Source organism: Streptomyces sp. NPDC048291, assembly GCF_043201715.1.
Lineage (GTDB): Bacteria > Actinomycetota > Actinomycetes > Streptomycetales > Streptomycetaceae > Streptomyces.
Window position 1 is genome coordinate 554,992 of record NZ_JBICZC010000001.1, and the last position, 23,016, is coordinate 578,007.

Consider the following 23,016-nt stretch of genomic DNA (forward strand, 5'->3'; position numbering starts at 1 on the left):
GCCGCCCGCGCCCGGTCAGCGGATGGTGATCGTGATCGTCGACCCCTTGGGCGCCTGCTCGCCGGCGTCCACCGACTGCTTCCGCACGGTGTTGCCGAACAGCCCGAGCAGCCCGCGGTCCTCCTTGACCTGGAAGCCGGACTGCTCCAGCAGCTTGGTCGCGTCGTCCACGGTGGCCCCGACCACGCTCGGCACCTCGACCAGCTCCGGGCCCTTGGACAGCGTCAGCGTCACGGTGTCGCCCTCGGCGGCCTGCGCGTCACCGGCCGGGGTCTGCCGGGCGACCTGCCCCTGGTCGTACTCGGAGTTGACCTCGGTGGCGGACACCGTCACCTTCAGCCCGGCCTCCTGGAGCTCCTGCCGGGCGTCGTCCAGGCCGTCGCCGGTGACGTCCGGGACGTCGACCGGGGCGCCCTTGCTGACGACGAGCGCGATGGCGGTCCCCGCGTGCCGCTTGGTCCCCGCCCCCGGATCGGTTGAGATGACCGTCCCCTTGGCCACGTCCTCGCTGAACTCCCGGGTCACCATGCCCGGTTCCAGCCCGTCCGCCGTGAGCAGCAGCCTGGCCCTGGCCACCGTCCGCCCCTGCACGTCCGGCACGGTCACCGTCTCGGGGCCGTCCGAGACGGTGAGCGCCACCGAGTCGTTGCTGCGGATGCGCTTGCCGGCCGCCGGGTCGGTGCTGATCACCGTGCCCCGCTTCACCGTGTCGCTGTAGGCGTGCTCGACCGACCCGACGTCGAGCCCGGCCTCCTTCAGCCGCGCGGTGGCCTGGGCCTCGGTCTTCGACAGCAGCGGCGGGACCTTGGTGAACTGCCCGGAGTTGATGTACCAGACGCCGGCGCCCGCGCCAAGGACGATCAGTACGGCGACGACCAGCGTCAGCAGCCCGCGCCGGGACCGACGGCCCCCGCGCCGCCGGTCGGACGGGGGTGCCCCCGCGCGAGCGAACCCGAGCGTGGGGGCGGGCGGCGCCTCGAACCTGCTGGTCCGCAGCACCCCCTCGTCCTCCTCGTTGACGGGCAGCGGCCGGGGCACGGTCAGCGACCGGGGTATGACACTGGTCCGGTCCTCGGCGATGTCGTGCGCCTCCGCCAGCGCCTGCGGCGGTACGGCGTCCAGCTGCTCGGCGCCGAGCCTGCTCCGCGCCTCCCGCAGCAGGGCGAGCAGCGCGACGGCGTCGTACGGCCGGACCGCGGGGTTGCGGGCGGTCCCGAGGGCGACCAGCTCGTCCAGCTCGCGGGCGAGCCCCGGCACGACGGCGGACGGCGCCGGCACGTCCTCGTGCAGATGCTTGTAGAGGATCACCGCGGCCGAGTCCGCGTCGTGCGGCTTCTCCCCGGTGAGCATCTCGTACAGCACGACACCGCACGCGTAGACGTCGACCCGCGGATCGGCGGTCCCGTTCTCGACCTGCTCGGGCGCCAGGTACGACAGGGTGCCGAGCACGGCACCGGTCGTACTGGTGACGGAGTCCACGGACCGCACCAGCCCGAAGTCCGCGACCTTGACCCGCCCGTCGTCCCCTATCAACACGTTCTCGGGCTTCATGTCCCGGTGCACGAACCCGGCCCGGTGCGCGGCGCCCAGCGCGGCCAGCACCGGCTCCAGGATGCCCAGCGCGGCCCGCGGCTGCAGCGCGCCGCGCTCGCGCAGCACGTCACGCAGGGTGCAGCCGGCGACGTACTCCATGGCGAGATACACGTACGACCGGTCGGCCCCCTGGTCGTAGACCTGGACCACGTTCGGGTGGGCCAGCCGGGCGACCGACTTGGCCTCCCGGATGAACCGCTCGACGAAGGAGACGTCGGCGGCGAGCGCCGGGTGCATCACCTTCAGCGCGAGCACACGGTCCAGCCGGACGTCCAGGGCCCGGTAGACCGTGGCCATCCCGCCGACGGCGATCCGCGCGTCGACGCGATACCGGCCGTCGAGCACCTGCCCGACAAGGGGGTCCTGAAGGGTCGTATCCACCCAGCGAGTGTACGAGCACCGGCTGACACCCCCACAGGTGAGACCGCTTTCCCCGGGTGACTGCAGCGCACCTGTGACGCTTTGCACCTGGCTGGAATACATCCCCACCGCCCGGCAGCCGCCGACGACGCCCGGCCCCCGGGCATGCTTTCTCCCCCTTCCGGCAGCCGCCGACGGTGCTCAGCCCCCACGGGGGAGCCCGGCCTTCCAGCGAACGGTTTCGGGCGGTGCGCGGGTGGGCGAGCACGGGAGCGGTCCGGCGTTCAGAACGCAGGGCGCTCGGGGTCCAGCACGGCCAGGCCCTCCGCAGGAGAGGACGCCTCCGCGAGGTACCGGCGGGGAATCCGCCCCGCCAGCCGGGCCAGCCGCCCCGCCTCCACCCCGGCCCGCATGGCGTGAGCCATCCGCTCGGGATCCTGGGCCCGCGTCACCGCCGACGCCAGCATCACCCCGGCACACCCCAGCTCCATCGCCAGCACCACGTCCGACGCCGTACCGGCCCCCGCGTCCAGGATCACCGGCACACGCGCCTGCTCGACGATCAGCTGGAAGTTGTGCGGGTTGCGGATCCCGAGCCCCGACCCGATCGGCGACCCGAGCGGCATCACCGCGGCGCACCCCACGTCCTCCAGCTTCCGGGCGAGGACAGGATCGTCGTTCGTGTACGGCAGCACCGTGAACCCGTCGTCGACCAGCGTCTCCGCCGCGTCCAGCGTCTCGACCGGGTCCGGCAGCAGCGTCCGCTCGTCGGCGATGACCTCCAGCTTGACCAGGTCGGTCCCCAGCGCCTCCCGCGCCAGCCGGGCCGTCAGTACGGCCTCCCCGGCCGTGTAGCAGCCCGCGGTGTTCGGCAGCACCCGGATCCCGAGCCGGTCGAGCACCGACAGCACCGACCCTCGTACCCCCGGGTCCACCCGGCGCATCGCGACCGTGGTCAGCTCGGTCCCGGACGCGACGAGCGCCCGCTCCAGCACCTCCAGGCTGGGCGCACCCCCGGTACCCATGATCAACCGGGAGGAGAACGTCGTACCCCCGAGGACGAACGGATCGTCGGCCATGGCGCTCAGCCTCCCTGCACGGCGGTCAGGACTTCCACCCGGTCGCCGTCGGCGAGCCCGGTCGTCGCCCACTGCCCGCGCGGTACGACGGTCTCGTTGACGGCCGCGGCCACCCCGGAGGGCGCGGCCGTGAGGGACCGTACGAGCGCGTCGAGAGCGGTGCCCGGGGCGATCTCCCGGCGCTCCCCGTTGACGGAGATGGTGACGGAGATGTTCATGCGGTCTGCTCCACGAGTACGTCGGAAACCGGGCCGAAGCGCCTCGGTGTGAACGGACGGGCCTCCGCCGGCAGCTCGCCGCCGGTCAGCAGCTCCGCCATCACGTCTCCGGTGACCGGCGTGAGCAGCACCCCGTTGCGGTAGTGGCCGGTGGCCAGCAGCAGTCCGTCGAGGCGGGTCGGCCCGAGCAGCGGCGCGTTGTCGGGGGAGCCGGGGCGCAGTCCGGCCCGGGTCTCGGTCAGGGGGAGCTCGGTGATCCCGGGCACCAGCTCGTGCGCGTCGCGCAGCAGCTCGTACACGCCGCCCGCGGTGACCGCCGTGTCCCAGCCCAGCTCCTCGCTGGTCGCGCCGACCACCAGTTCGCCGTTCTCCCGGGGCACCAGGTAGACGTTCCCGCCGCGCACCACGGCCCGTACGGTCCGGCTGAGGAACGGCGCGTACGGGGCGGGCACGGTCAGCCGCAGCACCTGCCCCTTCACCGGCCGCACCGGCGGCAGCACGTCGGCGGGCACGCCCGCGAGCCGCCCGCTCAGGCTTCCGCCGGCGAGCACCACCTGCCCGGCGCCCCACGTGTCACCCGCGCGGGTGCGGACACCGGTGGCCCGCTCCCGCGCCACCTCCAGGCGCTCGGCCCAGTCCCGGTGGAACACCACCCCGGCCCGCTCGCACGCGGTCAGCAGCGCGGCCGAGAGCCGGCGCGGGTCGATCTGGTGGTCGCCGTCGACCCGCAGCCCGCCGCGCACACCGGGCGCGAGCATCGGCTCGAGCCGCCGGCACTCCCGCCCGGACAGCCACTCGGACTCCAGGCCCGACTGCTGCTGGAGGGCGTGCAGCTCGCGCAGATGGGCGCGGTCGTCGGCGTCCAGCGCGACCGCGAGGGTGCCGCACCGCCGGTAGCCGAGGTCGTGGCCGGTGAGCTCGGTCAGCTCGGCGGCGAAGGCGGGATAGCGGCGGGCGGAGGCCAGGTTGAGCCCCAGCAGGGTCTGCTCGCCGTAGTGCAGCTCGGTGACGGCGGCCAGCATCCCGGCCGCGACCTGCGCGGCCCCGCCGCCCGGCGCGGGGTCGACCACCGCGACGGCGAGCCCGCGCTGGGCCGCCCGCCAGGCCGTGACCAGGCCGATGATGCCGCCCCCGATGACGAGGACGTCGGACGTACGTGAGGACATGGGCGTCCAGCCCCTCCCTTCGCCGGCATGACCCGGATCAGGTTCGTACGGTCGGAGGCCGCCAGCCTCCCTCTCAGCCCGGTGCGTCCGGGCTCCCGCGTGTGCTTCCCCGCCACCCTAGCCCGCGGGGCTCGGCCCTTGTAAGACGGCCTCGGCCGGCGCTGTGGACAGCGCAGCCGAGCGTGCGGCGGCCGACGCTGTGGAACAGGTCACCCGCCGCGCCCCTGACTGACTCATTGTCAGTTGTCTATCGTTCTTGTCTATGGTGATCACGTGAGCGAGCAGACGCAGCGACGGAGCACGTCACAGACGCGGCGCGTGGTCGTCGTGGGCGCGGGCATGGCCGGGGTGCAGACCGCCGTCGCCCTGCGCGACCAGGGGTTCACCGGGAGCGTCACGCTGATCGGCGCCGAGCCGCACCAGCCGTACGACCGGCCGCCGCTCTCCAAGGCCGTGCTGCTCGGCAAGTCGGAGGGCTCCGCCTTCGAGGTCGACTTCGAGGCGCTCGGCATCGAGCTGGCGCTCGGTCGCGAGGCACTGGGCGTGCGCACCGCCGACCGCGAGCTGGACACCGAGACCGGACCGGTGCCCTACGACGTCCTGGTCCTCGCCACCGGCGCCGAACCGATCACGCTGCCCGGCACCGAGGGTGTGCCCGGCGTCCATCTGCTGCGCACCCTGGACGACGCCGAGCGGCTGCGGCCCGTGCTCGCCCGGCAGCACGACATCGTGGTCGTCGGCGCCGGCTGGATCGGCGCCGAGTTCGCCACCGCGGCCCGCGAGGCCGGCTGCGCGGTCACCGTGGTCGAGGCGGCCGACCGCCCGCTCGCGGGAGCGCTCCCCGCCGAGGTCGCCGCGCCGATGGCCGCCTGGTACGCGGACAGCGGCACCGACCTGCGCACGCACGCGCGCGTGGCGGGCGTCGAACCCGGCGCGGTGGTGCTCGACGACGGCTCGCGGCTGCCCGCGGGCGCCGTCGTGGTCGGCATCGGCGCCCGCCCCGCCACCGCCTGGCTGGCCGGCTCCGGCATCGAGCTGGGCGCACACCGCGAGGTGCTCGCCGACGACCGCCTGCGCACCAACGTCCCCGACGTCTACGCCGTCGGCGACTGCGCGTCCTTCCCGTCCGGCCGCTACGGCGAGCGCCTGCTGATCCACCACTGGGACAACGCCCTCCAGGGCCCGCGCACGGTCGCCGCCAACATCCTCGGCGAGACCGACGCCGTCTACGACCCGGTGCCGTACTTCTGGTCCGAACAGTTCGGCCGCTTCGTGCAGTACGCGGGCCATCACGCCGCGGCCGACCGGCTGGTGTGGCGCGGCGACCCGGCCGGCCCGTCCTGGAGCGTCTGCTGGCTGAGCGAAACCCGCCTGGTCGCCCTGCTGGCGGTAGGCCGCCCCCGCGACCTGGCCCAGGGCCGCCGCCTGATCGAGGCGGGGCGCCATATGGACGCCGAGGCATTGGCGGACCCCGGACGTCCCTTGAAGGATGCAACGGACGGCTGAACAGAGCCCCGTAAGGGGCGCGGGGAACTGCGCGACCAGCCCCCACGATGCCGCACCCGAACACCCACCCATCGCGGCCGAACCGCCAAAGCGCCTACCCTTGACCCCGTGACCGAGATTGACACGAAGATCGATGCTCTCGTCCCCGCCTGGCTCACCGTCCCCGACATCGCAGAGATGATGGACGTCGAGGTGACGCGCGTGCGGCAGCTGGTCAAGGAGGGCCAGCTCATCGCCGTCCGCCGCGGTGAGAACAGGGCGCTGCACGTCCCCGCCGCCTTCATCGACGGCGACAAGGTCGTCAAGGGCCTGTCCGGGACCCTGACGCTCCTGCGGGACGACGGCTTCAGCGACGAAGAGATGCTGGAGTGGCTTTTCACTCCCGACGAGACCCTGCCCGGCACCCCCGCGCAGGCGCTCAGCGAGAATCGCGGCACGGAGGTGAAGCGCCGCGCCCAGGCGCTCGCCGTCTGAGGCAGCCAGTACCGACACCACGGGGGACCACCGATGACCGACACCGCCCGCGCCCAGCTGGCCGACGCCCGCCTCTACCTGTGCACGGACGCCCGTAAGGAGCAGGGCGACCTCACGGAGTTCCTGGACGCGGTCCTGGCGGGCGGTGTCGACATCGTGCAGCTGCGTGACAAGGGCATGGAGGCCGCCGAGGAGCTGGAGCACCTCGCCGTGGTCGCCGACGCCTGCGCCCGGCACGGCAAGCTGCTCGCGGTCAACGACCGCGCCGACGTGGCGCACGCGGCCGGCGCCGACGTGCTCCACCTCGGCCAGGGCGACCTGCCGGTCCCGGCCGCCCGGGCGATCCTCGGCCCGGACGTCCTGATCGGCCGCTCCACGCACGCCGAGTCCGAGGCCGCCGAGGCCGCCGTGCAGGACGGCGTGGACTACTTCTGCACCGGCCCCTGCTGGCCCACCCCCACCAAGCCCGGTCGCCCCGCCCCCGGCCTCGGCCTGGTGCGGTACACCGCCGCCCTGGGCACCGACCGCCCCTGGTTCGCGATCGGCGGCATCGACCTCGGCAACCTCGACCAGGTGCTGGACGCGGGCGCCCGCCGGGTGGTCGTCGTCCGCGCGCTCACCGCCGCCGACGACCCGGGCGCGGCGGCGGCCGAGTTCGCGAAGCGACTGCGGGCGCTGTAGCCGCAGCGGCAGCCGTATCCGCAGCCGCAGTGTGGTGGCCGGCTGTCCGGAAACTTGTCCAGTATCCGGACACGAGGTCCACCAGATGTCGACAATTCGGGCAAATGTCCCGACTGCGGTTGGGTGACCGGCCGCCCCTGACTAACCTGCGGGTATGGCCCTTGGAACCGCATCCACCAGGACTGACCGCGCACGCACCGTGCGCGACATGCTCGCCACCGGCAAGACCACGTACTCGTTCGAGTTCTCGGCGCCGAAGACCCCCAAGGGTGAGCGGAACCTGTGGAGTGCGCTCCGGCGGGTCGAGGCGGTCGCCCCCGACTTCGTCTCCGTGACCTACGGCGCCGGCGGTTCCACCCGCGCCGGCACGGTCAGGGAGACCGAGCAGATCGTCGCGGACACCACGCTCACCCCGGTCGCCCACCTCACTGCGGTCGACCACTCGCTCGCCGAACTGCGCAACATCATCGGCCAGTACGCGGACGCCGGGATCCGCAACATGCTCGCCGTGCGCGGCGACCCGCCCGGCGACCCGATGGGGGACTGGGTGGCGCACCCGCAGGGGCTGACCTACGCGGCCGAACTCGTCCGCCTCATCAAGGAGTCGGGCGACTTCTGCGTGGGCGTCGCCGCCTTCCCGGAGATGCACCCGCGCTCCAGCGACTGGGACACCGACGTCCGGCACTTCGTCGACAAGTGCCGCGCGGGCGCCGACTACGCCATCACGCAGATGTTCTTCGAGCCCGAGTCGTATCTTCGCCTTCGTGACCGGGTCGCCGCGGCCGGTTGCGAGACGCCGGTGATTCCGGAAATCCTGCCCGTCACCAGTGTGAAGATGCTGGAACGGCTGCCCAAACTCAGCAACGCGGCCTTCCCGGACGCCCTGAAAGAGCGGATCCTCACAGCAAAAGAGGATCCGGCGGCGGTACGCTCCATTGGCATCGAACACGCCACGGAGTTCTGCGCGCGGCTGCTGGCCGAGGGAGTGCCAGGACTGCACTTCATCACGCTCAACAACTCCACGGCGACGCTGGAAATCTACGAGAACCTGGGCCTGCACCATCCCCCGCGGGCCTAGACCGGCCGCACCGGAGTACGACACACTGCGTAGCGGTCACAGGGAGAGGGGCGTACATGGGCTGGACGGTCCTCTACGTAGCGTTCGGCATCGTCGCGCTGTGGTTGCTCGGCGAGGTACTGCTGCAGTACAAGGCGCGGCTGCGCTGGCGGCTGCTCGCCTTCGTGGGCTTCCTCGGCGTCGTCTTCGGTGTCCTGATCCCGTCGGTCGTCGTGATCGGTGTGGGCGCGATCGCCTTCGCGGTCGGCCAGACCTACGTCACGCTGTCCTTCCGCCGCGGCTTCGAGGCCGGCTGGGCGGTCAAGCGCCCCGGTGCGGACGGTGAGGGCGGCGGCCTGACCAAGCGCCGCCGCGGCGAGCCGGACGAGGACCCGGGCCTGGAGGCCACCGACCCGGACGCGGCCGACGCCGCCTACGCCGAGCAGCAGGGCGCCTACGCCGCGGCCCCGGGCGGCGGCGATCCGTCCTACGGCGGTGACGAGTACGACCGCGACGACGTGTTCACCCCGGCGGCCCGCACCATGGAGCCCGGCGCGGCCGAGGCGACCGCGGTGTACGAGCCGCAGCCGATGCCCGACGACACCGGCTCCTACGGCGTCTACCGCGACACCGGTTACGCCGCGACCGGCGACCAGCAGGCCGCCTACGCGGCCGCCGCCCAGGACCAGGGGTACGCCGCCCAGGGCACCGACCAGAACTACGCCTACGACTACTCCGGCTACGGCCAGCAGCAGTACGGCTACGACACGAGCGGCGGCCAGCAGCAGTACGCCAACTACTCCGACCCGTACATCGGCAACCAGACCTACGGCGGAGCCGGGTACGACCAGTCGTCGTACGGCACCCAGCAGTACGACCAGCAGGGCTACGCCCAGGGCCAGTACGGCACCGGCACCGGCACCGGCGGCTACGGCGAGACCCCGGCGGGTGGTGTCTGGGTCCCGCAGCAGCGCGCCGACGAGACCTACGGCGGCGAACTCCCGCAGGAGCAGCAGTACCCCTACCAGGGCCAGGGCGACGGGCAGGGGCAGCAGCAGGGCCACCAGGGCAACGGGTACGACGAGCAGTACCGTTTCTGAACCGTCCTGACGGTGTTCTGAGCCGTCCTGGCGGCACCGCGTCTCACTGCGAGCCGCGGAACTCCGGCCCCTCCACGATCAGCCCGGCCACCAGCGCCCCCGACATGCCCGCGTGCGGAAGCCCGCCACCGGGGTGGGACCAGTCGCCCACCCGGTACAGGCCCGGCACCCGGGTCGTGTTGGCCGGGTGCAGGAAGCGGCCCCGGCCGGCGGCCAGGGCCGGTGCGGAGATCTCCCCGAACCCCTGCGCGTCCGTCACCTGTTCCGGCGCCCGTGTCTCGTGCCAGAGCAGGCGCTCCCGCAGCCCCGGCACGGCGGCCTCGGCGGCTTCGAGCAGGAAGTCCGTGTAGGCGAGGGCCGTACTCTCCTTCTCCCAGTCGGCCTCGGTCGACAGGACCGCCGACAGCACCACGGACTCGTGGTTCTCGTCCGGTCTGAGCGCCGGGTCGCCGGGACGCAGGACCGTGACGGTGGGGCGCACCGGCCGGTCGCCGCCGGGTGCGGTCAGCAGGTCCAGCTCGGTCTGGTCGTCCGGCGCGTGCACGACCGTGCGGTGCACCGCACCGGCCTCCGGGCCGCCCCGGAGCGCGAGCAGCACGCTGAACCGGCCCGGGCGCGCCACCGCCGCGTCGGCCCGTACGTCACCGTCCGCGTCCAGTTGCCAACCCGTCGACCGGGTGAGGGCGTTGAGGCGCACCGGATCCACGCCGGCCACCACATGGTCCGCGTCGACCGCCCGGCCGTCGGCCAGCTCCACCCCCACCGCCCGGCCGTCCTCCGCCAGGATCCCGGTGACCTCCGCCCCGAAGACGAACTCGACCCGCCGCTGCACGCACCGCTCGTACACCGCGCGCGCCAACTCCCGTATGCCGCCGCGCACGTACCAGATGCCGAAGGCGTGCTCCAGATACGGCAGTACGGCCGCGCTCGCCGGAGTGTCCCGGGGGTTGAGGCCGTAACCGATCGCGTGGCTGTTCAGAAGCGCGGCCAGCCGCTCGTCGCGCAGCTCCCAGGCGCCGATCTCCGCGAGCGTGGCCGCCCGGCGCGTGCGCAGCAGCTTCTTGTGCGGGACCGACGGGTACGGCTCGCGCTCGGCCAGCACCTGCCAGTTCGGCCACAGCGGCTCCTCCAGGAGCGGGCGCCGGGTGCGGTCCCAGGCCTCCCGGGCCCGCACCAGGAAGTCTCCCCAGCGCTGCCCGGCGCCGGCGCCGAGGGCCTCGTCCAGGGCGGCGACGACGCCCGCGCGGGACGCGTTCGGCAGGGACACCTCGGTGCCGTCCGCGAAGACGTGCCGGGCCGACGGGTCCACCTGGACCAGCTCGACGCACTCCTCCAGCGGCTCCTTGCCGGTCTTGACGAACAGATCCCGGTACACGGCGGGCAGCGGCAGCAGACCGGGGCCGGTGTCGAAGGCGAACCCGTCGCGCTCGAACCGGCGCACCTCGCCGCCGTACGTCTCCGTGCGCTCGTACACCGTCACCCGGTGGCCCGCGACGGCCAGCCGGGCAGCCGCCGCCATGGCGCCCATCCCGGCGCCGATCACCGCAATCCGTCCCATGCCCGCGACTTTATCGACCGCCACCGACAGCGCGGTCCGGCGGGCCGTCAGCCCGGTGGCGGGGGCAGGTGCGCGGCCAGCCGCCGTTCCTCCCGGCGCTGGGCCCGGCGGCGCCGGAACCGCCGGATCCGGGAGATCAGGAACACCAGCACGATCAGGCCGGTCGCCAGCAGCACCGCCGCGACGACCGCCGCGGCGAGCGGGTGGAACATCGCGAACGACACGATCCCGGCGACCCCGAGATCCTCGGCGAAGCTCAGCACGATGTTGCTGAACGGCTCCGGCGAGGTGTTGACCGCCATCCGGGTCCCGGCCTTCACGGTGTGGCTGGCCAGGGCCGTGGAACCGCCGACCAGCCCGGCCACCACGTCGTTGACCGAGCCGCTGTGCCCGGCGAGCAGCGCGCCGACCCAGGCGCCCGCCACCGGCCGGATCACCGTGTGCACGGAGTCCCACACCGAGTCGACGTACGGGATCTTGTCGGCGACCGCCTCGCACAGGAACAGCACGCCCGCGACGATCAGCACCTCGGGGCGCTGGAGCGTCTCGGGGACGTCGTCGCTCAGGCCCGTCGCGCCGAAGAGACCGAGCAGCAGCACCACCGCGTAGGCGTTGATTCCGCTGGCCCAGCCGCTGGTGAAGACCAAGGGGAGTACCGACACGGACGCGATCGTAACCAGTCCGGGGCCGCGCGTCCTGGGCGTCGGTGCGCAGACCTGAGTACGTCTACCCAGGGACCCAGTTGAGTACGCGGACGGATGGGCCGCGACCTGCGGGAACGAGAGAGTGGGGACACGGAAAGGGGCGCGGGGTCCGGTACCGCCGACACGGGGCGGCGGAACGGCACCCTCGCCCTTGACCGCTCCTTCCGCCGATTCGCGTCGGCGGAAGCGAGACACGGGGGAGAGGGGACCCGGGGGAACAGCGGGAAACCGGGGGAACACGGGGGTGCACGGAAGGCGCCGGTCCGACGGCGGCCCGCGGGGGACGCGGCCGTCGGCGGCCGGCGCTTTCGCACGCCCACGCGCGCGTGGGCGTGCGAACCGGTCCGGGAAGGGCTCAGCCCTTCCCGCTCACCCGCCCCTGCAGGAGCCGGGACAGCGCCGCGTGGACGTCGTCCAGGGAGCGCTCCGGCTGGAAGGACTGCCAGTCCAGGGCCGCCACCAGCACCATCCCGACCAGCGCGGCAGCCGTCAGCTGGACGTCGATCTCCTCGCTGAACTCGCCGTTCTCCACCCCCTCGCGCAGCACCCCCTCGACGACCGCGACGGCCTGCTGCCTGACCACCATCAGCGTCGACTGCCAGGCCCGGTTGGTGCGCCACAGCTCCGCGACGTAGAGCTGCGTGAAGGCCGGGTAGCGGTCGATGAAGACCAGGCCCGCGCGGACCATCGCGTCCAGCGCGTCGACCCGGCTGCCGCCCTCCCGCGCGGTCCGCTCGGCGGCATCCCTGAGGGAGGCGGTGAGCAGGCCCACGCCGTGCCGCAGCAACTCCTCGAAGAGGACCGACTTGCTCGCGAAGTTGTAGTAGACCGTGCCCTTCGCGACGCCTGCCCGTTCGGCGATCTCGTCCACCGTGGTGGCCGAGAAGCCCTGCTCGGCGATGAGCGTGACGGCGGCCTCGTAGAGCTTCTGCCGGGTGGCCTCACGGCGTGTGCTGCCGCCCGTGGCGCTGCTGCTTTCCATGGTCCCGATTCTCACAGGAACGGCGGCCCCCGCGGGCACGGAAGAGGAGGTCATGGAGGTCCTCACAGGCTCAGTTCAGGATGCAGCCGGTCCAGCGTCCACACCTGGCGGCGCCGGGCGGAGACGGCGGTGAGCGCCAGGGCACCCGCCGTGAACGCCACCAGGACGGCGCAGGCCTGCCACACCGGCCCCAGACCGCCGCCCGTGATCAGCCGCCGCAGCGCCGCCACGACGTAGCTCATCGGGAGGAACGGGTGGATCGCGTTGAAGAAGCCCGGACTGGTCTGCACGGGATACGTGCCGCCCGCCGACGTCAGCTGGAGCATCAGCAGGGCGAGGACCAGGATCCGTCCCGCCGCCCCGAAGCGCGCGTTCAGCCACTGCACGATCGCCGCGAAACAGGCCGCCACCAGGAACAGGAACCCGACCGTCCCGGCCGCGCGGACCATCTGCAGCCCGATCGCCCAGTGCAGTACGGCCATCAGGGCGGACGTCTGCAGCACCCCGACCGCGGCCACCGGCAGCCAGCCCGCCAGCGCGATCCGCCAGGCCGCCGAACCGGCCGCCAGGGCACGCCGGTTGAGCGGCTGGATCAGCATGTAGGCCACCATCGCGCCGACCCACAGGGAGAGCGGGATGAAGTACGGGGCGAACCCGGTGCCGTAGTTGGGCGCCTTGTGCAGGTCGTGCGAGGCGAGCCGGACCGGGTCGGACATCACTCCGGTGCGTTCGTCACGGTCCTGCTTGTCGTAGTCGGGGATCTTCGCCGCGCCGTCGTGCAGGCCGCCGGCGAGCGTGTCGGACCCGTCGGCGAGCTTGTACATCCCGCCGTTGAGGTCGTAGGCGCCGGACTCCAGCCTGCCGAGGCCGCTGTCGAGGCCGGTGGCGCCGGCGGTGGCGGTGCCGAGTCCGGTGTGCAGCTTCGCGGCGCCCGCGGCGACCCGGGCCGCGCCGTCGTTCAGCCTGTCGATCTTCCTGACGGCGTCGGCGACGTCCTCGGAGAGGTGCGGGGCGCGGTCGGCGAGGGCCCGCGCCTGGGTCTGGAGCGTGCCGAGGTTCTCGTCGAGCGTCTTCAGGTCGCCGTTCTGGTCGGCGATCAGCGTGTTCAGGTCGTCGGCGACGGCGGCCACGTCGTCGGCCGCGTCCCTGGCCTTCTTCAGGTCGGGGCAGACCGGGTCGGTCAGCAGGTCCGCCGAGCAGCGCGCGGCGTAGACCTGGTCCAGCGTGTCGGCCGCCGCGTGGGCGGTCCTGCCGGCCGCCGGAGCCGTCTTCACCAGGACGCCCAGGTTGTCCCGGACGGTCCCTGCCGAGTCGGCGACCAGCCGGGCGGTGTCACCGATGGTCTTCTCGTTCTCCGCCAGGTACGGGCCGACCTTGCCGTAGACCCCGTCGACCCGGTCCGCCAGGGCCTGGGTGCCGTCCGCGACCTGCCGCGAGCCGTCGGCCAGCGTACCGGCGCCCGCGTCCAGCTTCTTGATCCCCTTGGCGAGCTTCGCGCTGCCGGTCCTGGCGTCCGTCAGGCCGTCCGCGAGGTCCTTCGACCCCTTCTCGGCCTTCCCGATGCCGCCGGCCAGGGTGTCGGCGCCCTCGGCGGCCTTCACGGTCTGCCCGTGGATGTCGGCGAACGAGATGAAGATCCGGTCCAGGAAGGAGCGGGACGCCTTGGTGGAGGCCGCCGAGCGCACCTCGTTGAAGACCGTGCGGGAGATCTGCCCGACGATGTAGTTGTTCGCGTCGTTCGTACGCACCTGGAGCGCGCCGGTCTCCGGCGAGTCGCCCGCGCTGGAGGCGATGCGCGCGCTGAAGTCGGCGGGCATGGTCAGCGACAGGTAGTACGTGCCGTTCTCGACGCCCCTGCGGGCCTCGGCGGCACTCACCTCCTGCCAGTCGAAGGTCCCGCTGTCCTTCAGCCCGGCCACGAGGTCGTCGCCCGCGGTGAGCCTGCTGCCGCTCGCGGTCGCCCCCTTGTCGTCGTTCACGAGCGCCACGGGGATGCGGTCGAGGCGGCCGTAGGGATCCCAGAACGACCACAGGTACAGCGCGCCGTACAGCAGCGGCAGCACCAGCAGGGCCACCAGGGCCGCGCGCGGCAGCCGGCCCCGTCCGAAGCGCCTGAGCTCAAGCGCGGCCAGTCGTGGCGAGCGCATCGCCAACCCCCTTCTCTTCCTCTGACTCGTCTTCCTCCGCTGCCGCCGCGGTCCCGGTGCGTACGACGACGGCCCCCGCCATCGCCCGTCCGCACACCGCCACCACCGTCGTCCCGGCCTCGGCGATCGACGCCAACAGCGCCCGCACCTGGGCCCGTTCGGACTCCGACAGCTTCAGGTCCGCGTCGTCCACGGCCAGCAGCCGCGGCTTCCCGACCAGCGCCAGCGCCACGGACAGCCGCAGCGCCTCGATCCGCTCCAGATCCCGTACGGCGGTCCGGGCGCCCTTGGGCAGCGACTCCGGGTCGAGCCCGGCCGCGGCCAGGGCGTCGTCGATCCGCTGCCGGGCCCGCGCCCCGCGCTCCGCGCGCGGACGCAGCAGTGCGCGCAGGGAGTCGCCGAACCGGCGCTGCAGCAGGGCCCGTTCGCGCAGGTGCTCGCCGACGGTCAGGGCGGGTTCGAGGTCGGTGACCCCGGCCACGTTGGCCACCGCGCTGATCCGGCGCACCGCCGACAGCTGTTTCGGCAGCCGGGCCGCGCCGACGGTCGCGGTGCCCTCGGTGGCCTTCATCCGGCCGGTGAGCGCGAGCAGCAGACAGGTGCGGCCGGAGCCGGACGGCCCCTCCACCGCGATCAGCGCGCCGGGCCCGGCGTCCAGGGAGATCCCCCGGAACGCCCAGCCCCGCGGGCCCTTGAGCCCGAGGCGCTCGGCCGTGACAGGTACGCCGTGCACAGGTTCCCCCCTGCTCTTTCTTCCAACTTTTTTCGCGGAACTTTTTGAACTGACTGGTCAGTGCAAAAGCTACTCCGAACCTACGATCGAAGCAAAAGTCCAGGTCAGAACGGATTGTCAGTGCCATACCCCACGATGGGCACATACGGCACCCCGTGTGAGGGCGCCGTCACTCAGACGACAGGAGGTTCGTCATGGCCAACTCGTCAGCGTCCGCCGCCCACCGGCGCCGCGCCACCGGCCCTGCCCCCTCACTGACCGGCCCGGCGAGCGATGTGCACCCCGTGCTCCGCCGGGCCACGGCCCCGCCCGCCGCCCTCGACCTGCTCACCCAGGCCCGTGCCGCCCTCGACGAGGCCGAACTGCTCGACACCTCCAACGAGCGCTACGCGACCGCCCACCTGGCCGCCCTGCGCACCGCAGCCGCCGTGCTCGCCGCCCGCGCCCGCCCCGAGACCTCGCCCCGGCGCCGGGCCAGGATCCGCAGCGCCTGGGAGGTGCTCCCCGAGGTCGCGCCCGAGCTCACCGAGTGGAGCGCGCTGTTCGCCTCCGGCGCCGCCCGCCGGGCCCGTGCCGAGGCCGGCATCCAGGGCGCGGCCGGCCGCCGGGACGCCGACGACCTCATACGCGACGTGGCGATGTTCCTCCGTATCGTCGAGCGGATGCTCGTCCTCCAGCCGGTGCTGCCGCAGCCGCGCCGCCAGGACGGGGAGCGGCCCGCCGGCGACCCGGGAAGGGAGCTGCCCGACACGGGATGACCAGGCGGGGCGGCGGGGGCGACAGACGGCGGAGGCAATAGGGCGCGGGCGGCGGAGGCAATAGGGTGGAGAGCGCCTGAAGCCTTCCCGCCTCCCGCACCCCGGGCCGGGCAGGCACCCCGTTCGCGCCGCCGGGCAACAGGCGGTGCCGCGCCGAGGAGTCAACTGCCGTGCCGGACCCCACTCGACCCCGCGCTTCTCTCCGTACCGCCGTGGTCTGGGAGGTTCTTCAGGACGCCCTCGACCGCCGGGTCAAGGCCACCGGCCGGGACGCGCTGGACGTCCTGGACACCGGCGGCGGCAGCGGCAACTTCGCCGTCCCCCTGGCCCGCCTCGGCCACCGCGTCACCGTCGTCGACCCGAGCCCGAACGCCCTGTTCGCGCTGGAGCGCCGGGCCGCCGAGGCCGGCGTGGCCGACCGGGTCAAGGGCGTCCAGGGCGACGTCCTCGGCCTGTTCGACGTGGTCGAGCGCGGCGCCCACGACGTGGTCCTCTGCCACGGAGTCCTGGAACACGTCGACGACCCGGCCGAGGGCGTGCGCAACACGGTGGCCGCGCTGCGCTCCGAGGGCGTCCTCAGTCTCCTCGCCGCCGGACTCGGCGGGGCCGTGGTCGCCCGTGCCCTCGCCGGCCACTTCACGGAGGCCAAGCAGGCCCTGGAGGACCCCGAGGGGCGCTGGGGCAGCGGCGACCCGATGCCGCGCCGTTTCACCGCCGAGCAGCTCACCGGCCTGGTCGAGGGCGCGGGCCTGGCCGTGACCGCCGTGCACGGCGTGCGGGTCTTCGCCGACCTGGTCCCCGGCGTCCTGGTGGACACCGAGCCGGGCGCCCTGGACGCCCTCCTCAAGCTGGAGGCCGCCGCGGCCGAACTCCCCGCCTTCCACGCCGTCGCCACCCAGCTGCACGTGCTCGGTGAGACACCGGGTGCCACCGGGGTCTGAGATCCTCCTGAGGCGAGCCGCTGATCAGGGGCTCGACAGCGGATGGAGTACGCCACAGGCCCCCCGATCGAGGGGTTTGCGCCGTATGATCGAGGGAGACCAACCCGGCATGACGGGTCGGCTCCCGGGGAATGGAAGCCTCAGCGAGCCGGGACTGCCATGGCGGGTTCCGGTTGGCCAATTGGCCTAGAGGGGCGGGTTTCACGGGGGCGATTCCCTGCCTATCCTGAAGGGACCCCCCGGGTCGCCCCGGCGACTGCACGATGAGGAGGACGCCGTGCCGCTCTCGGAGCACGAGCAGCGAATGCTTGAGCAGATGGAGCGAGCGCTGTACGCCGAAGACCCCAAGTTCGCGACAGCGCTTGAGGGAAGCGGCCTGCGGACGTACACCCGGCGCCGGGTCTACCAGTCGGTGGCCGGCTTCCTCGTGGGTATCGCGCTCCTCATCGCCGGAATGGTCGTCCAGCAGGTCTGGGTCAGCGTGGTGGGCTTCCTCGTCATGCTCGGCTGCGCGGTCCTCGCCGTCACCGGCTGGCGCAAGGCCCCCAAGCCCGGCGAGCAGCCCGCGGCGGGGCCGCAGGCCCGCCGCCAGGGCCGGCCGAAGCGGTCCATGATGGACCGCATCGAGGAGCGCTGGCAGCGCCGCCGTGACGAGCAGGGCCACTGACGGCTTCGCCGGAGGGGCCGACAGAACGTGCCTGAGGGGTGACCGTCACCGGACGGTCACCCCTCAGGCGTTGCCGGGCACCGCACCCTTGCCGCGGGCCGGTGGGGGTTGTTCGCGCAGTTCCCCGCGCCCCTTGCGGGGCGCACCCCAGCCGCGGGCAGCCGCACCGCTGCGGGCCGGTGGGGGTTGTTCACGCAGTTCCCCGCGCCCCTTGCGGGGCTGCTTAGCTGCGGGCAGTCGTGCCGCTGGGGCGGCGCCGGGTGTGAGCGAGCCCACCCCCGGCGCCGCCCCGTCAGCCTTCCTGCTCCGTCGGCTTTCGCAAGGTCGGTCGGGCCGTCGCCACCCGGTCCCGCAGCCGGGTCCAGGCTGCCGACGTCGCCCACACCGCGCGCACGCTCGACCGCGGAGCGAACAGGGCCCGCAGGCGCGTGGGCACGCCGACCGTGCCGTTGAACGCGGCCGTCACCCGGCGGACGTCGTCCGCGAGACCCGCCGTCGGCCGCGGCCGTGGCGCGTACAGCACCTGTTCGACCGCGTCCGCCACCCGGTGCACCGAGTCCCCGGCGGCCGGATCGAGACTGCCGAGCCGGACGATCCGGGCAGCCGCGTTGCGCGGGGTCAGCGATTCGTCCGGCAGGATGCCGAAATCCCAGGCGGTGTCGGTCAGTTCCAGCCAGACGGCCAGCGTGTGGGCCGCCATGCCCGAGGGCGTACGGTCGTGCGCCCCGAGCCGGCTCGCCCGCGCCCGCTGCCGGTACAGCAGCGGCGACAGCGGCACCGCCAGTACGGCGAGACCGCCGAGCGCCCACAGGGCCAGCTGCCACCACGGCGGCCCGCCGTCGCCGCTCTGCACCGTGGCCGCCGCGGACGGGCTGGCGCAGCCGCCCTCCTTGCGCAGCTGCGGCGTGCAGCTCTCGCTCTGCGAGGCCGAGGCCGACGGCTCCGCCGAGGCGCCCTTGGAGGGCAGGGTCTCGTCCGGCACGGAGGAGCCGGGCGTCTGCGACACCGTGTACGAGGGGGTCGTGCCCCGGGTCGGGGTCGGCTCGAAGCGGGTCCAGCCCACGCCCTCGAAGTACAGCTCCGGCCAGGCGTGCGCGTCCTTCAGGCCCACCGACACCGTGCCGTCGGCCTGCGGGGTGCCCGGCGCGAAGCCCACCGCGACCCGGGCCGGGATGCCCAGCGTCCGGGCCATCGCCGCCATCGCGAAGGAGAAGTGCACGCAGAAACCGCGCTTCTGCTTCAGGAAGTTCGCGATCGCGCCCTCGCCCCGGCCGACCTCCACCTGGGTGTCGTACTGGAAGCCGCCCGTCACCGCGAAGTAGTCCTGGAGCTTGACCGCCTCCTCGTAGTGGTTCGCCGAGCCCGCGGTGACCTCCTTCGCCGTCTGCGCCACCACCGACGGCAGCGAGGAGGGCACCTTGGTGTACTCCTTCTCCATCGCCGCCGAGGCATCCGGCGCCGAAGCCAGCTGCTCCGCCGTCGGCTGCACGTCCAGGCTGGTGACCTGGTAGGTCTCGCCGCGCGTGTTCTGCCCGTGGTCGCCGACGAGGGTCATCCCGACCGGCTCGTAGCGCCAGGTGCCGGCCACCTTCACCCCGCTCGGCGGGTAGGGCATCGGCAGCCAGTCCTGGGCGTACCAGTCGGCGGCCGCGATCGTCGACTGCACCGTCGTCCGCTTGACGTCGGCGCCCAGTCCCGCCGGAGTCGGGAACCTGCCCGGCACACCGGTGATGTGCCGCTGGGCCGGCTTCCAGGTGGTGCCGTCGAAGTCGTCGAGGGACACGATCCGCAGGTAGAGGTCGGAGACGTCGTCGCTGGTGGTCCGCACGGACAGCACCTGGCGGTCCTCGTCCACGTTGAGGCTGTCCCGCAGCGAGACCAGCGGGTTGACCGCGGAGATCGTGCCGCCGTTCCCGTTGCCCACGCCGACACCGGCCCCGGCGCCGTCCAGCAGGCCGCCCTGGATCGAGGGCATCACGAACGGCACGAACAGGGCGACGCTCAGCACGGCGAAGCCGATCCGGCGCCCGGTGCGCACCGGGGCCACCGCGCCGCTCTCCTGGCCGCCCGGGGTGCGCGCGGCCCCGCCGAACACCCGGCCCCACTGCGCGAGCCGGTCCCGGCCCTCGGCGAGCAGCAGCATCAGGTAGCCGGCCGCCGCCACCAGGAACCACAGCCAGTCGGTCGGCCCGTCGGACAGCCCCGCCGCCACCGAGTACAGCGCGAGCAGCGGCAGCCCGGCCGGGGCCGCGCTGCGGAAGGTCACCGCGAGGGTGTCCACGGCCAGTCCGACGACCAGCACCCCGCCGATCACCATCAGCCGGATGCCGGGCGTCAGCGGCGCGGGTATCGCGTACCGGCTGACGTCGTCCGAGCCCTGCTGGAGCAGGTCGCCGAGGTAGCGGAAGGTGTCAGGGCCGGGGATCACGCCGGCGATCGCGTGGCTCCGGGCGAAGACCACGGTCAGCATCAGCAGCGTGACCAGGGCCTGCGCGGCCACGGTCAGGGACCGGGCCAGCGGCACCCGCCGGGCGGCCGCGCCCACGCCCGTCTGCACCGCCAGCAGGAACGCCGCCTGGAACAGCCACGTCGTCGGGGAGACCAGCGGCAGCAGGGAGCAGGACGCCATCAGCGTCGCCGCCGCCGCGGTGAGCGCGAGCCGGGCGCGTCCGCTCATCGCCATGCCTCCCCGCTCAGCGCGGCCGTCCCGGTGCGCTCCCGGTCGGCCTGCCGCCACAGCTCGGCCACCGAGGCGCCGCGCTCCACGCTGACGGCCGTCCAGCCGGCCTCGCGCAGCATCCGCAGCCGCTCCTCGTGCGCGTCGCCGGGAGCGGGCCCGTCGGCCGGCTCCCTGACCCAGGTGTCCGGGTCCAGCACGAAGGCCACGGCACCGCCGCTGCGCTGGCGCATCTTCGCGGCCACCGTCGCCTGTTCCTCGTCGAGGTCGCCCAGGAAGGCCACCAGCAGCCCCTCGTTCCCGCCGCGCAGCACGTCGTAGGCCCGGGACAGTCCCGAGCCGTCCGAGTGGTCGATCACCGCGAGGGTGTCCATCATCAGCCCGGCCGCCTCCGCCGACTCCTGGCCGGAGCCCGCGAAACCGTCGGCGCCCTCGCCGGGCACCGAGCTGCCGGTGTCGGTCAACAGCCGGACCGAGAAGCCGCGTTCGAGCATGTGGACCAGGACCGAGGCGGCACCGGACACCGCCCATTCGAACGCCGAGTCCGGGCCCGCGCCCTCGTAGGCGCCGCCCCGGGTGTCGAGGAGGACCGTGCAGCGGGCGCGCTGCGGCTGCTCCTCGCGGCGCACCATCAGCTCGCCGTAGCGGGCGGTGGAGCGCCAGTGCACCCGGCGCAGGTCGTCGCCGTACCGGTAGCCGCGCGGGATCACGTCGTCCTCGCCGGCCAGGGCCAGCGAGCGCTGCCGTCCGTCGCCGTAGCCCTTCGCCTCGCCGCTGAGCCGGATCGGCGGCAGCGGCTCGACCTTCGGGATCACGGTCAGGGTGTCGAAGGTCGAGAAGGAGCGGGTCAGTTCGCACATGCCGAACGGGTCGGTCAGGCGCAGCTGGAGCGGGCCCAGCGGATAGCGGCCGCGCAGGTCCGAACGGACCCGGTAGGACACCTCGCGACGGCCCCCCGGCTCCACCCGGTCCAGGACGAAGCGGGGGCGCGGGCCGAGGACGTAGGGCACCCGGTCCTGGAGCATCAGCAGGCCGGTGGGCAGCCGCGAGACGTTGTCCATCCGCAGGTGGACCCGGGCCTCGCTGCCGGCCGGCACCCGCGCGGGGGAGAGCCGGCGGCTGCCCGACACCCGGTAGCGGGTGCGGTAGAGCACGGCCACGCAGAGCAGCGGCAGCACGGCGAGCAGCAGCCCGACCCGGCGCAGGTCGGCCTGGCCGAGGATGTAGGCGCAGATCACCGCCGCGATGCCGGCCGCGAGGAAGGACCGGCCGCGGGTGGTCAGCCCGGCCAGGGCCGTGCGGAACCCGCCCGTCTCCTCGCGGCCGGCCTCCGCCGGGGCAGCCATCACAGACTCCGCGGGGGCTGCTGGGGATAGGCCGGCACGCCCCGGCCGAGACCGCCGAGGCCGGTCTGCTGCTGGGGGGCCGCGGGCACCGGGGTGGACTGCAGGATCTCCTGGACGACCTGCTCGGCGGTGCGCCGGTTGAGCTGGGCCTGGGCGGTGGGCAGCAGCCGGTGCGCCAGGACCGCGACGGCGAGCGCCTGCACGTCGTCCGGCAGCGCGTACTCCCGGCCGCTCAGGGCCGCCGCCGCCTTCGCCGCGCGCAGCAGGTGCAGCGTCGCGCGCGGGGAGGCGCCGAGTCTGAGGTCGGGGTGGTTGCGGGTGGCGGCGACCAGGTCCACCGCGTACCTGCGGACCGGCGCGGCGACGTGGACCCCGCGCACGGCCTCGATCAGCTTCACGACGTCATGGGCGTGTGCCACCGGCTGGAGGTCGTCCAGGGGGTTGACCGAGCCGTGGATGTCGAGCATCTGCAACTCGGCCTCCACGCTGGGGTAGCCCACCGAGACACGGGCCATGAAGCGGTCCCGCTGGGCCTCGGGCAGCGGATAGGTGCCCTCCATCTCGACCGGGTTCTGGGTCGCCACCACCATGAACGGGCTGGGCAGTTCGTAGGTCTGCCCGTCGATGGTGACCTGCCGCTCCTCCATCGACTCCAGCAGCGCGGACTGGGTCTTGGGCGAGGCGCGGTTGATCTCGTCGCCGATCACGATCTGCGCGAAGATGGCGCCCGGCTTGAACTCGAAGTCCCGGCGCTGCTGGTCCCAGATGGACACGCCGGTGATGTCCGACGGCAGCAGGTCGGGCGTGAACTGGATGCGCCGCACCGTGCAGTCGATGGACCGCGCCAACGCCTTCGCCAGCATCGTCTTGCCCACGCCCGGGACGTCCTCGATCAGAAGATGTCCCTCGGCCAGCAGCACGGTCAGCGAAAGCCGTACGACCTCGGGCTTGCCCTCGATCACACCCTCCACCGAACTGCGGACCCGCTCCACAGTGGCGGTCAGATCAGTGAGGCTCGCTCGATCGTCATAGGTCGTCACCCGGCCCTCCTCGGCCCGTTATTGCCCGGCCGGTGCGTCGTCTCGCACAACCGGCCCACCCCGAATCACGGACACCACGCGTGAATGGTTCCGCGCGACGTCTCACACCGCATTCTTGCTGCCGTTACCGATTCGTGTCACTCGCCTGTGGACAACTGCCCGCAGTATGTCGGTCTTACGGCCTTTCGACCGCCTATTCGACAGGGGGTCGACAGCTTACGGCGGGCCC

At 73.4% G+C, this 23,016-nt stretch carries 20 protein-coding genes and 1 riboswitch; of the genes, 8 read left to right on the plus strand and 12 right to left on the minus strand.

Annotated elements, in window-relative coordinates; genetic code table 11:
• Window positions 1-15: 15 nt before the first annotated feature.
• From pknB to thiO, 4 genes are all read right to left on the minus strand, one after another.
• Entirely contained in the window at window positions 16-1,974 is a 1,959-nt protein-coding gene (pknB, locus tag ACGF5O_RS02395) for a Stk1 family PASTA domain-containing Ser/Thr kinase (protein WP_393808048.1), read from the minus strand.
• A 263-nt stretch (window positions 1,975-2,237) separates the two neighbouring features.
• Window positions 2,238-3,032, minus strand: coding sequence for a thiazole synthase (locus ACGF5O_RS02400; protein ID WP_393808049.1), 795 nt, complete (start codon window positions 3,030-3,032; stop codon window positions 2,238-2,240).
• Window positions 3,033-3,037: 5 nt separating this feature from the next.
• Entirely contained in the window at window positions 3,038-3,250 is a 213-nt protein-coding gene (gene thiS, locus ACGF5O_RS02405) for a sulfur carrier protein ThiS (protein ID WP_393808050.1), read from the minus strand.
• Window positions 3,247-4,416, minus strand: a complete 1,170-nt coding sequence (gene thiO, locus ACGF5O_RS02410) for a glycine oxidase ThiO (RefSeq protein WP_393808051.1) — start codon at window positions 4,414-4,416, stop codon at window positions 3,247-3,249. The genes thiS and thiO overlap by 4 nt, the downstream gene beginning before the upstream one ends.
• A riboswitch (TPP riboswitch) is annotated at window positions 4,414-4,525 on the minus strand. It overlaps the preceding gene by 3 nt.
• Window positions 4,526-4,689: 164 nt before the next feature.
• On the opposite strand from thiO, the gene ACGF5O_RS02415 reads away from it, so the two are divergent.
• The 5 genes from ACGF5O_RS02415 (at window position 4,690) to ACGF5O_RS02435 (ending at window position 9,234) form a co-directional block, all read left to right on the plus strand.
• Window positions 4,690-5,922, plus strand: a complete 1,233-nt coding sequence (locus ACGF5O_RS02415; protein WP_393808052.1) for an NAD(P)/FAD-dependent oxidoreductase — start codon at window positions 4,690-4,692, stop codon at window positions 5,920-5,922.
• Between the two features lie 108 nt (window positions 5,923-6,030).
• Window positions 6,031-6,396, plus strand: coding sequence for an Rv2175c family DNA-binding protein (locus ACGF5O_RS02420; RefSeq protein ID WP_362581705.1), 366 nt, complete (start codon window positions 6,031-6,033; stop codon window positions 6,394-6,396).
• Window positions 6,397-6,429: 33 nt separating this feature from the next.
• Window positions 6,430-7,077 (plus strand): thiamine phosphate synthase, encoded by a 648-nt coding sequence (thiE, locus tag ACGF5O_RS02425; RefSeq protein WP_393808053.1) that lies wholly within the window; start codon window positions 6,430-6,432, stop codon window positions 7,075-7,077.
• A 154-nt stretch (window positions 7,078-7,231) separates the two neighbouring features.
• Window positions 7,232-8,155 (plus strand): methylenetetrahydrofolate reductase [NAD(P)H], encoded by a 924-nt coding sequence (gene metF, locus ACGF5O_RS02430; RefSeq protein WP_393808054.1) that lies wholly within the window; start codon window positions 7,232-7,234, stop codon window positions 8,153-8,155.
• A gap of 56 nt (window positions 8,156-8,211) precedes the next feature.
• Entirely contained in the window at window positions 8,212-9,234 is a 1,023-nt protein-coding gene (locus ACGF5O_RS02435) for a hypothetical protein (RefSeq protein ID WP_393808055.1), read from the plus strand.
• Window positions 9,235-9,277: 43 nt separating this feature from the next.
• Here the strand turns inward: ACGF5O_RS02435 and ACGF5O_RS02440 are convergent, their stop codons facing one another.
• From ACGF5O_RS02440 to ACGF5O_RS02460, 5 genes are all read right to left on the minus strand, one after another.
• The gene (locus ACGF5O_RS02440; protein ID WP_393808056.1) at window positions 9,278-10,792 is read right to left on the minus strand and encodes a phytoene desaturase family protein; all 1,515 of its coding nucleotides are present in this window, start codon (window positions 10,790-10,792) and stop codon (window positions 9,278-9,280) included.
• 47 nt (window positions 10,793-10,839) lie between these two features.
• On the minus strand, window positions 10,840-11,454 hold the full coding sequence (locus ACGF5O_RS02445) for a DUF4126 domain-containing protein (protein WP_393808057.1): 615 nt from the start codon (window positions 11,452-11,454) through the stop codon (window positions 10,840-10,842).
• A gap of 397 nt (window positions 11,455-11,851) precedes the next feature.
• Window positions 11,852-12,478: a TetR/AcrR family transcriptional regulator gene (locus tag ACGF5O_RS02450; protein WP_393808058.1), complete on the minus strand. Its 627-nt coding sequence runs from the start codon at window positions 12,476-12,478 to the stop codon at window positions 11,852-11,854.
• Between the two features lie 62 nt (window positions 12,479-12,540).
• Window positions 12,541-14,625 carry a YhgE/Pip family protein gene (locus tag ACGF5O_RS02455; protein ID WP_393808059.1) on the minus strand — a complete coding sequence of 695 codons (2,085 nt, stop codon included), beginning with the start codon at window positions 14,623-14,625 and terminating at the stop codon, window positions 12,541-12,543.
• Entirely contained in the window at window positions 14,597-15,358 is a 762-nt protein-coding gene (locus ACGF5O_RS02460; protein ID WP_393808060.1) for an ATP-binding cassette domain-containing protein, read from the minus strand. The genes ACGF5O_RS02455 and ACGF5O_RS02460 overlap by 29 nt, the downstream gene beginning before the upstream one ends.
• Window positions 15,359-15,552: 194 nt before the next feature.
• Between ACGF5O_RS02460 and ACGF5O_RS02465 the strand changes: the two genes are divergently transcribed.
• The 3 genes from ACGF5O_RS02465 to ACGF5O_RS02475 all read left to right on the plus strand — a co-directional run bounded on the left by ACGF5O_RS02465 (window position 15,553) and on the right by ACGF5O_RS02475 (window position 17,724).
• Complete coding sequence (locus ACGF5O_RS02465; protein ID WP_393808061.1) at window positions 15,553-16,116, plus strand: SAV_6107 family HEPN domain-containing protein; 564 nt, start codon at window positions 15,553-15,555, stop codon at window positions 16,114-16,116.
• Between the two features lie 170 nt (window positions 16,117-16,286).
• Window positions 16,287-17,057, plus strand: coding sequence for a methyltransferase (locus ACGF5O_RS02470; protein ID WP_362581685.1), 771 nt, complete (start codon window positions 16,287-16,289; stop codon window positions 17,055-17,057).
• A 277-nt stretch (window positions 17,058-17,334) separates the two neighbouring features.
• Window positions 17,335-17,724: a DUF3040 domain-containing protein gene (locus ACGF5O_RS02475; RefSeq protein ID WP_393808062.1), complete on the plus strand. Its 390-nt coding sequence runs from the start codon at window positions 17,335-17,337 to the stop codon at window positions 17,722-17,724.
• A gap of 292 nt (window positions 17,725-18,016) precedes the next feature.
• On the opposite strand, the gene ACGF5O_RS02480 is transcribed toward ACGF5O_RS02475, so the two are convergent.
• The 3 genes from ACGF5O_RS02480 to ACGF5O_RS02490 are packed head-to-tail and all read right to left on the minus strand — an operon-like array spanning window position 18,017 to window position 22,787.
• Complete coding sequence (locus tag ACGF5O_RS02480; protein WP_393808063.1) at window positions 18,017-20,401, minus strand: DUF3488 and DUF4129 domain-containing transglutaminase family protein; 2,385 nt, start codon at window positions 20,399-20,401, stop codon at window positions 18,017-18,019.
• Entirely contained in the window at window positions 20,398-21,747 is a 1,350-nt protein-coding gene (locus tag ACGF5O_RS02485) for a DUF58 domain-containing protein (protein ID WP_393808064.1), read from the minus strand. The genes ACGF5O_RS02480 and ACGF5O_RS02485 overlap by 4 nt, the downstream gene beginning before the upstream one ends.
• A complete protein-coding gene (locus ACGF5O_RS02490; RefSeq protein WP_393808065.1) occupies window positions 21,747-22,787 on the minus strand; it encodes an AAA family ATPase in 1,041 nt (346 codons plus the stop codon). The genes ACGF5O_RS02485 and ACGF5O_RS02490 overlap by 1 nt, the downstream gene beginning before the upstream one ends.
• Window positions 22,788-23,016: the final 229 nt, after the last annotated feature.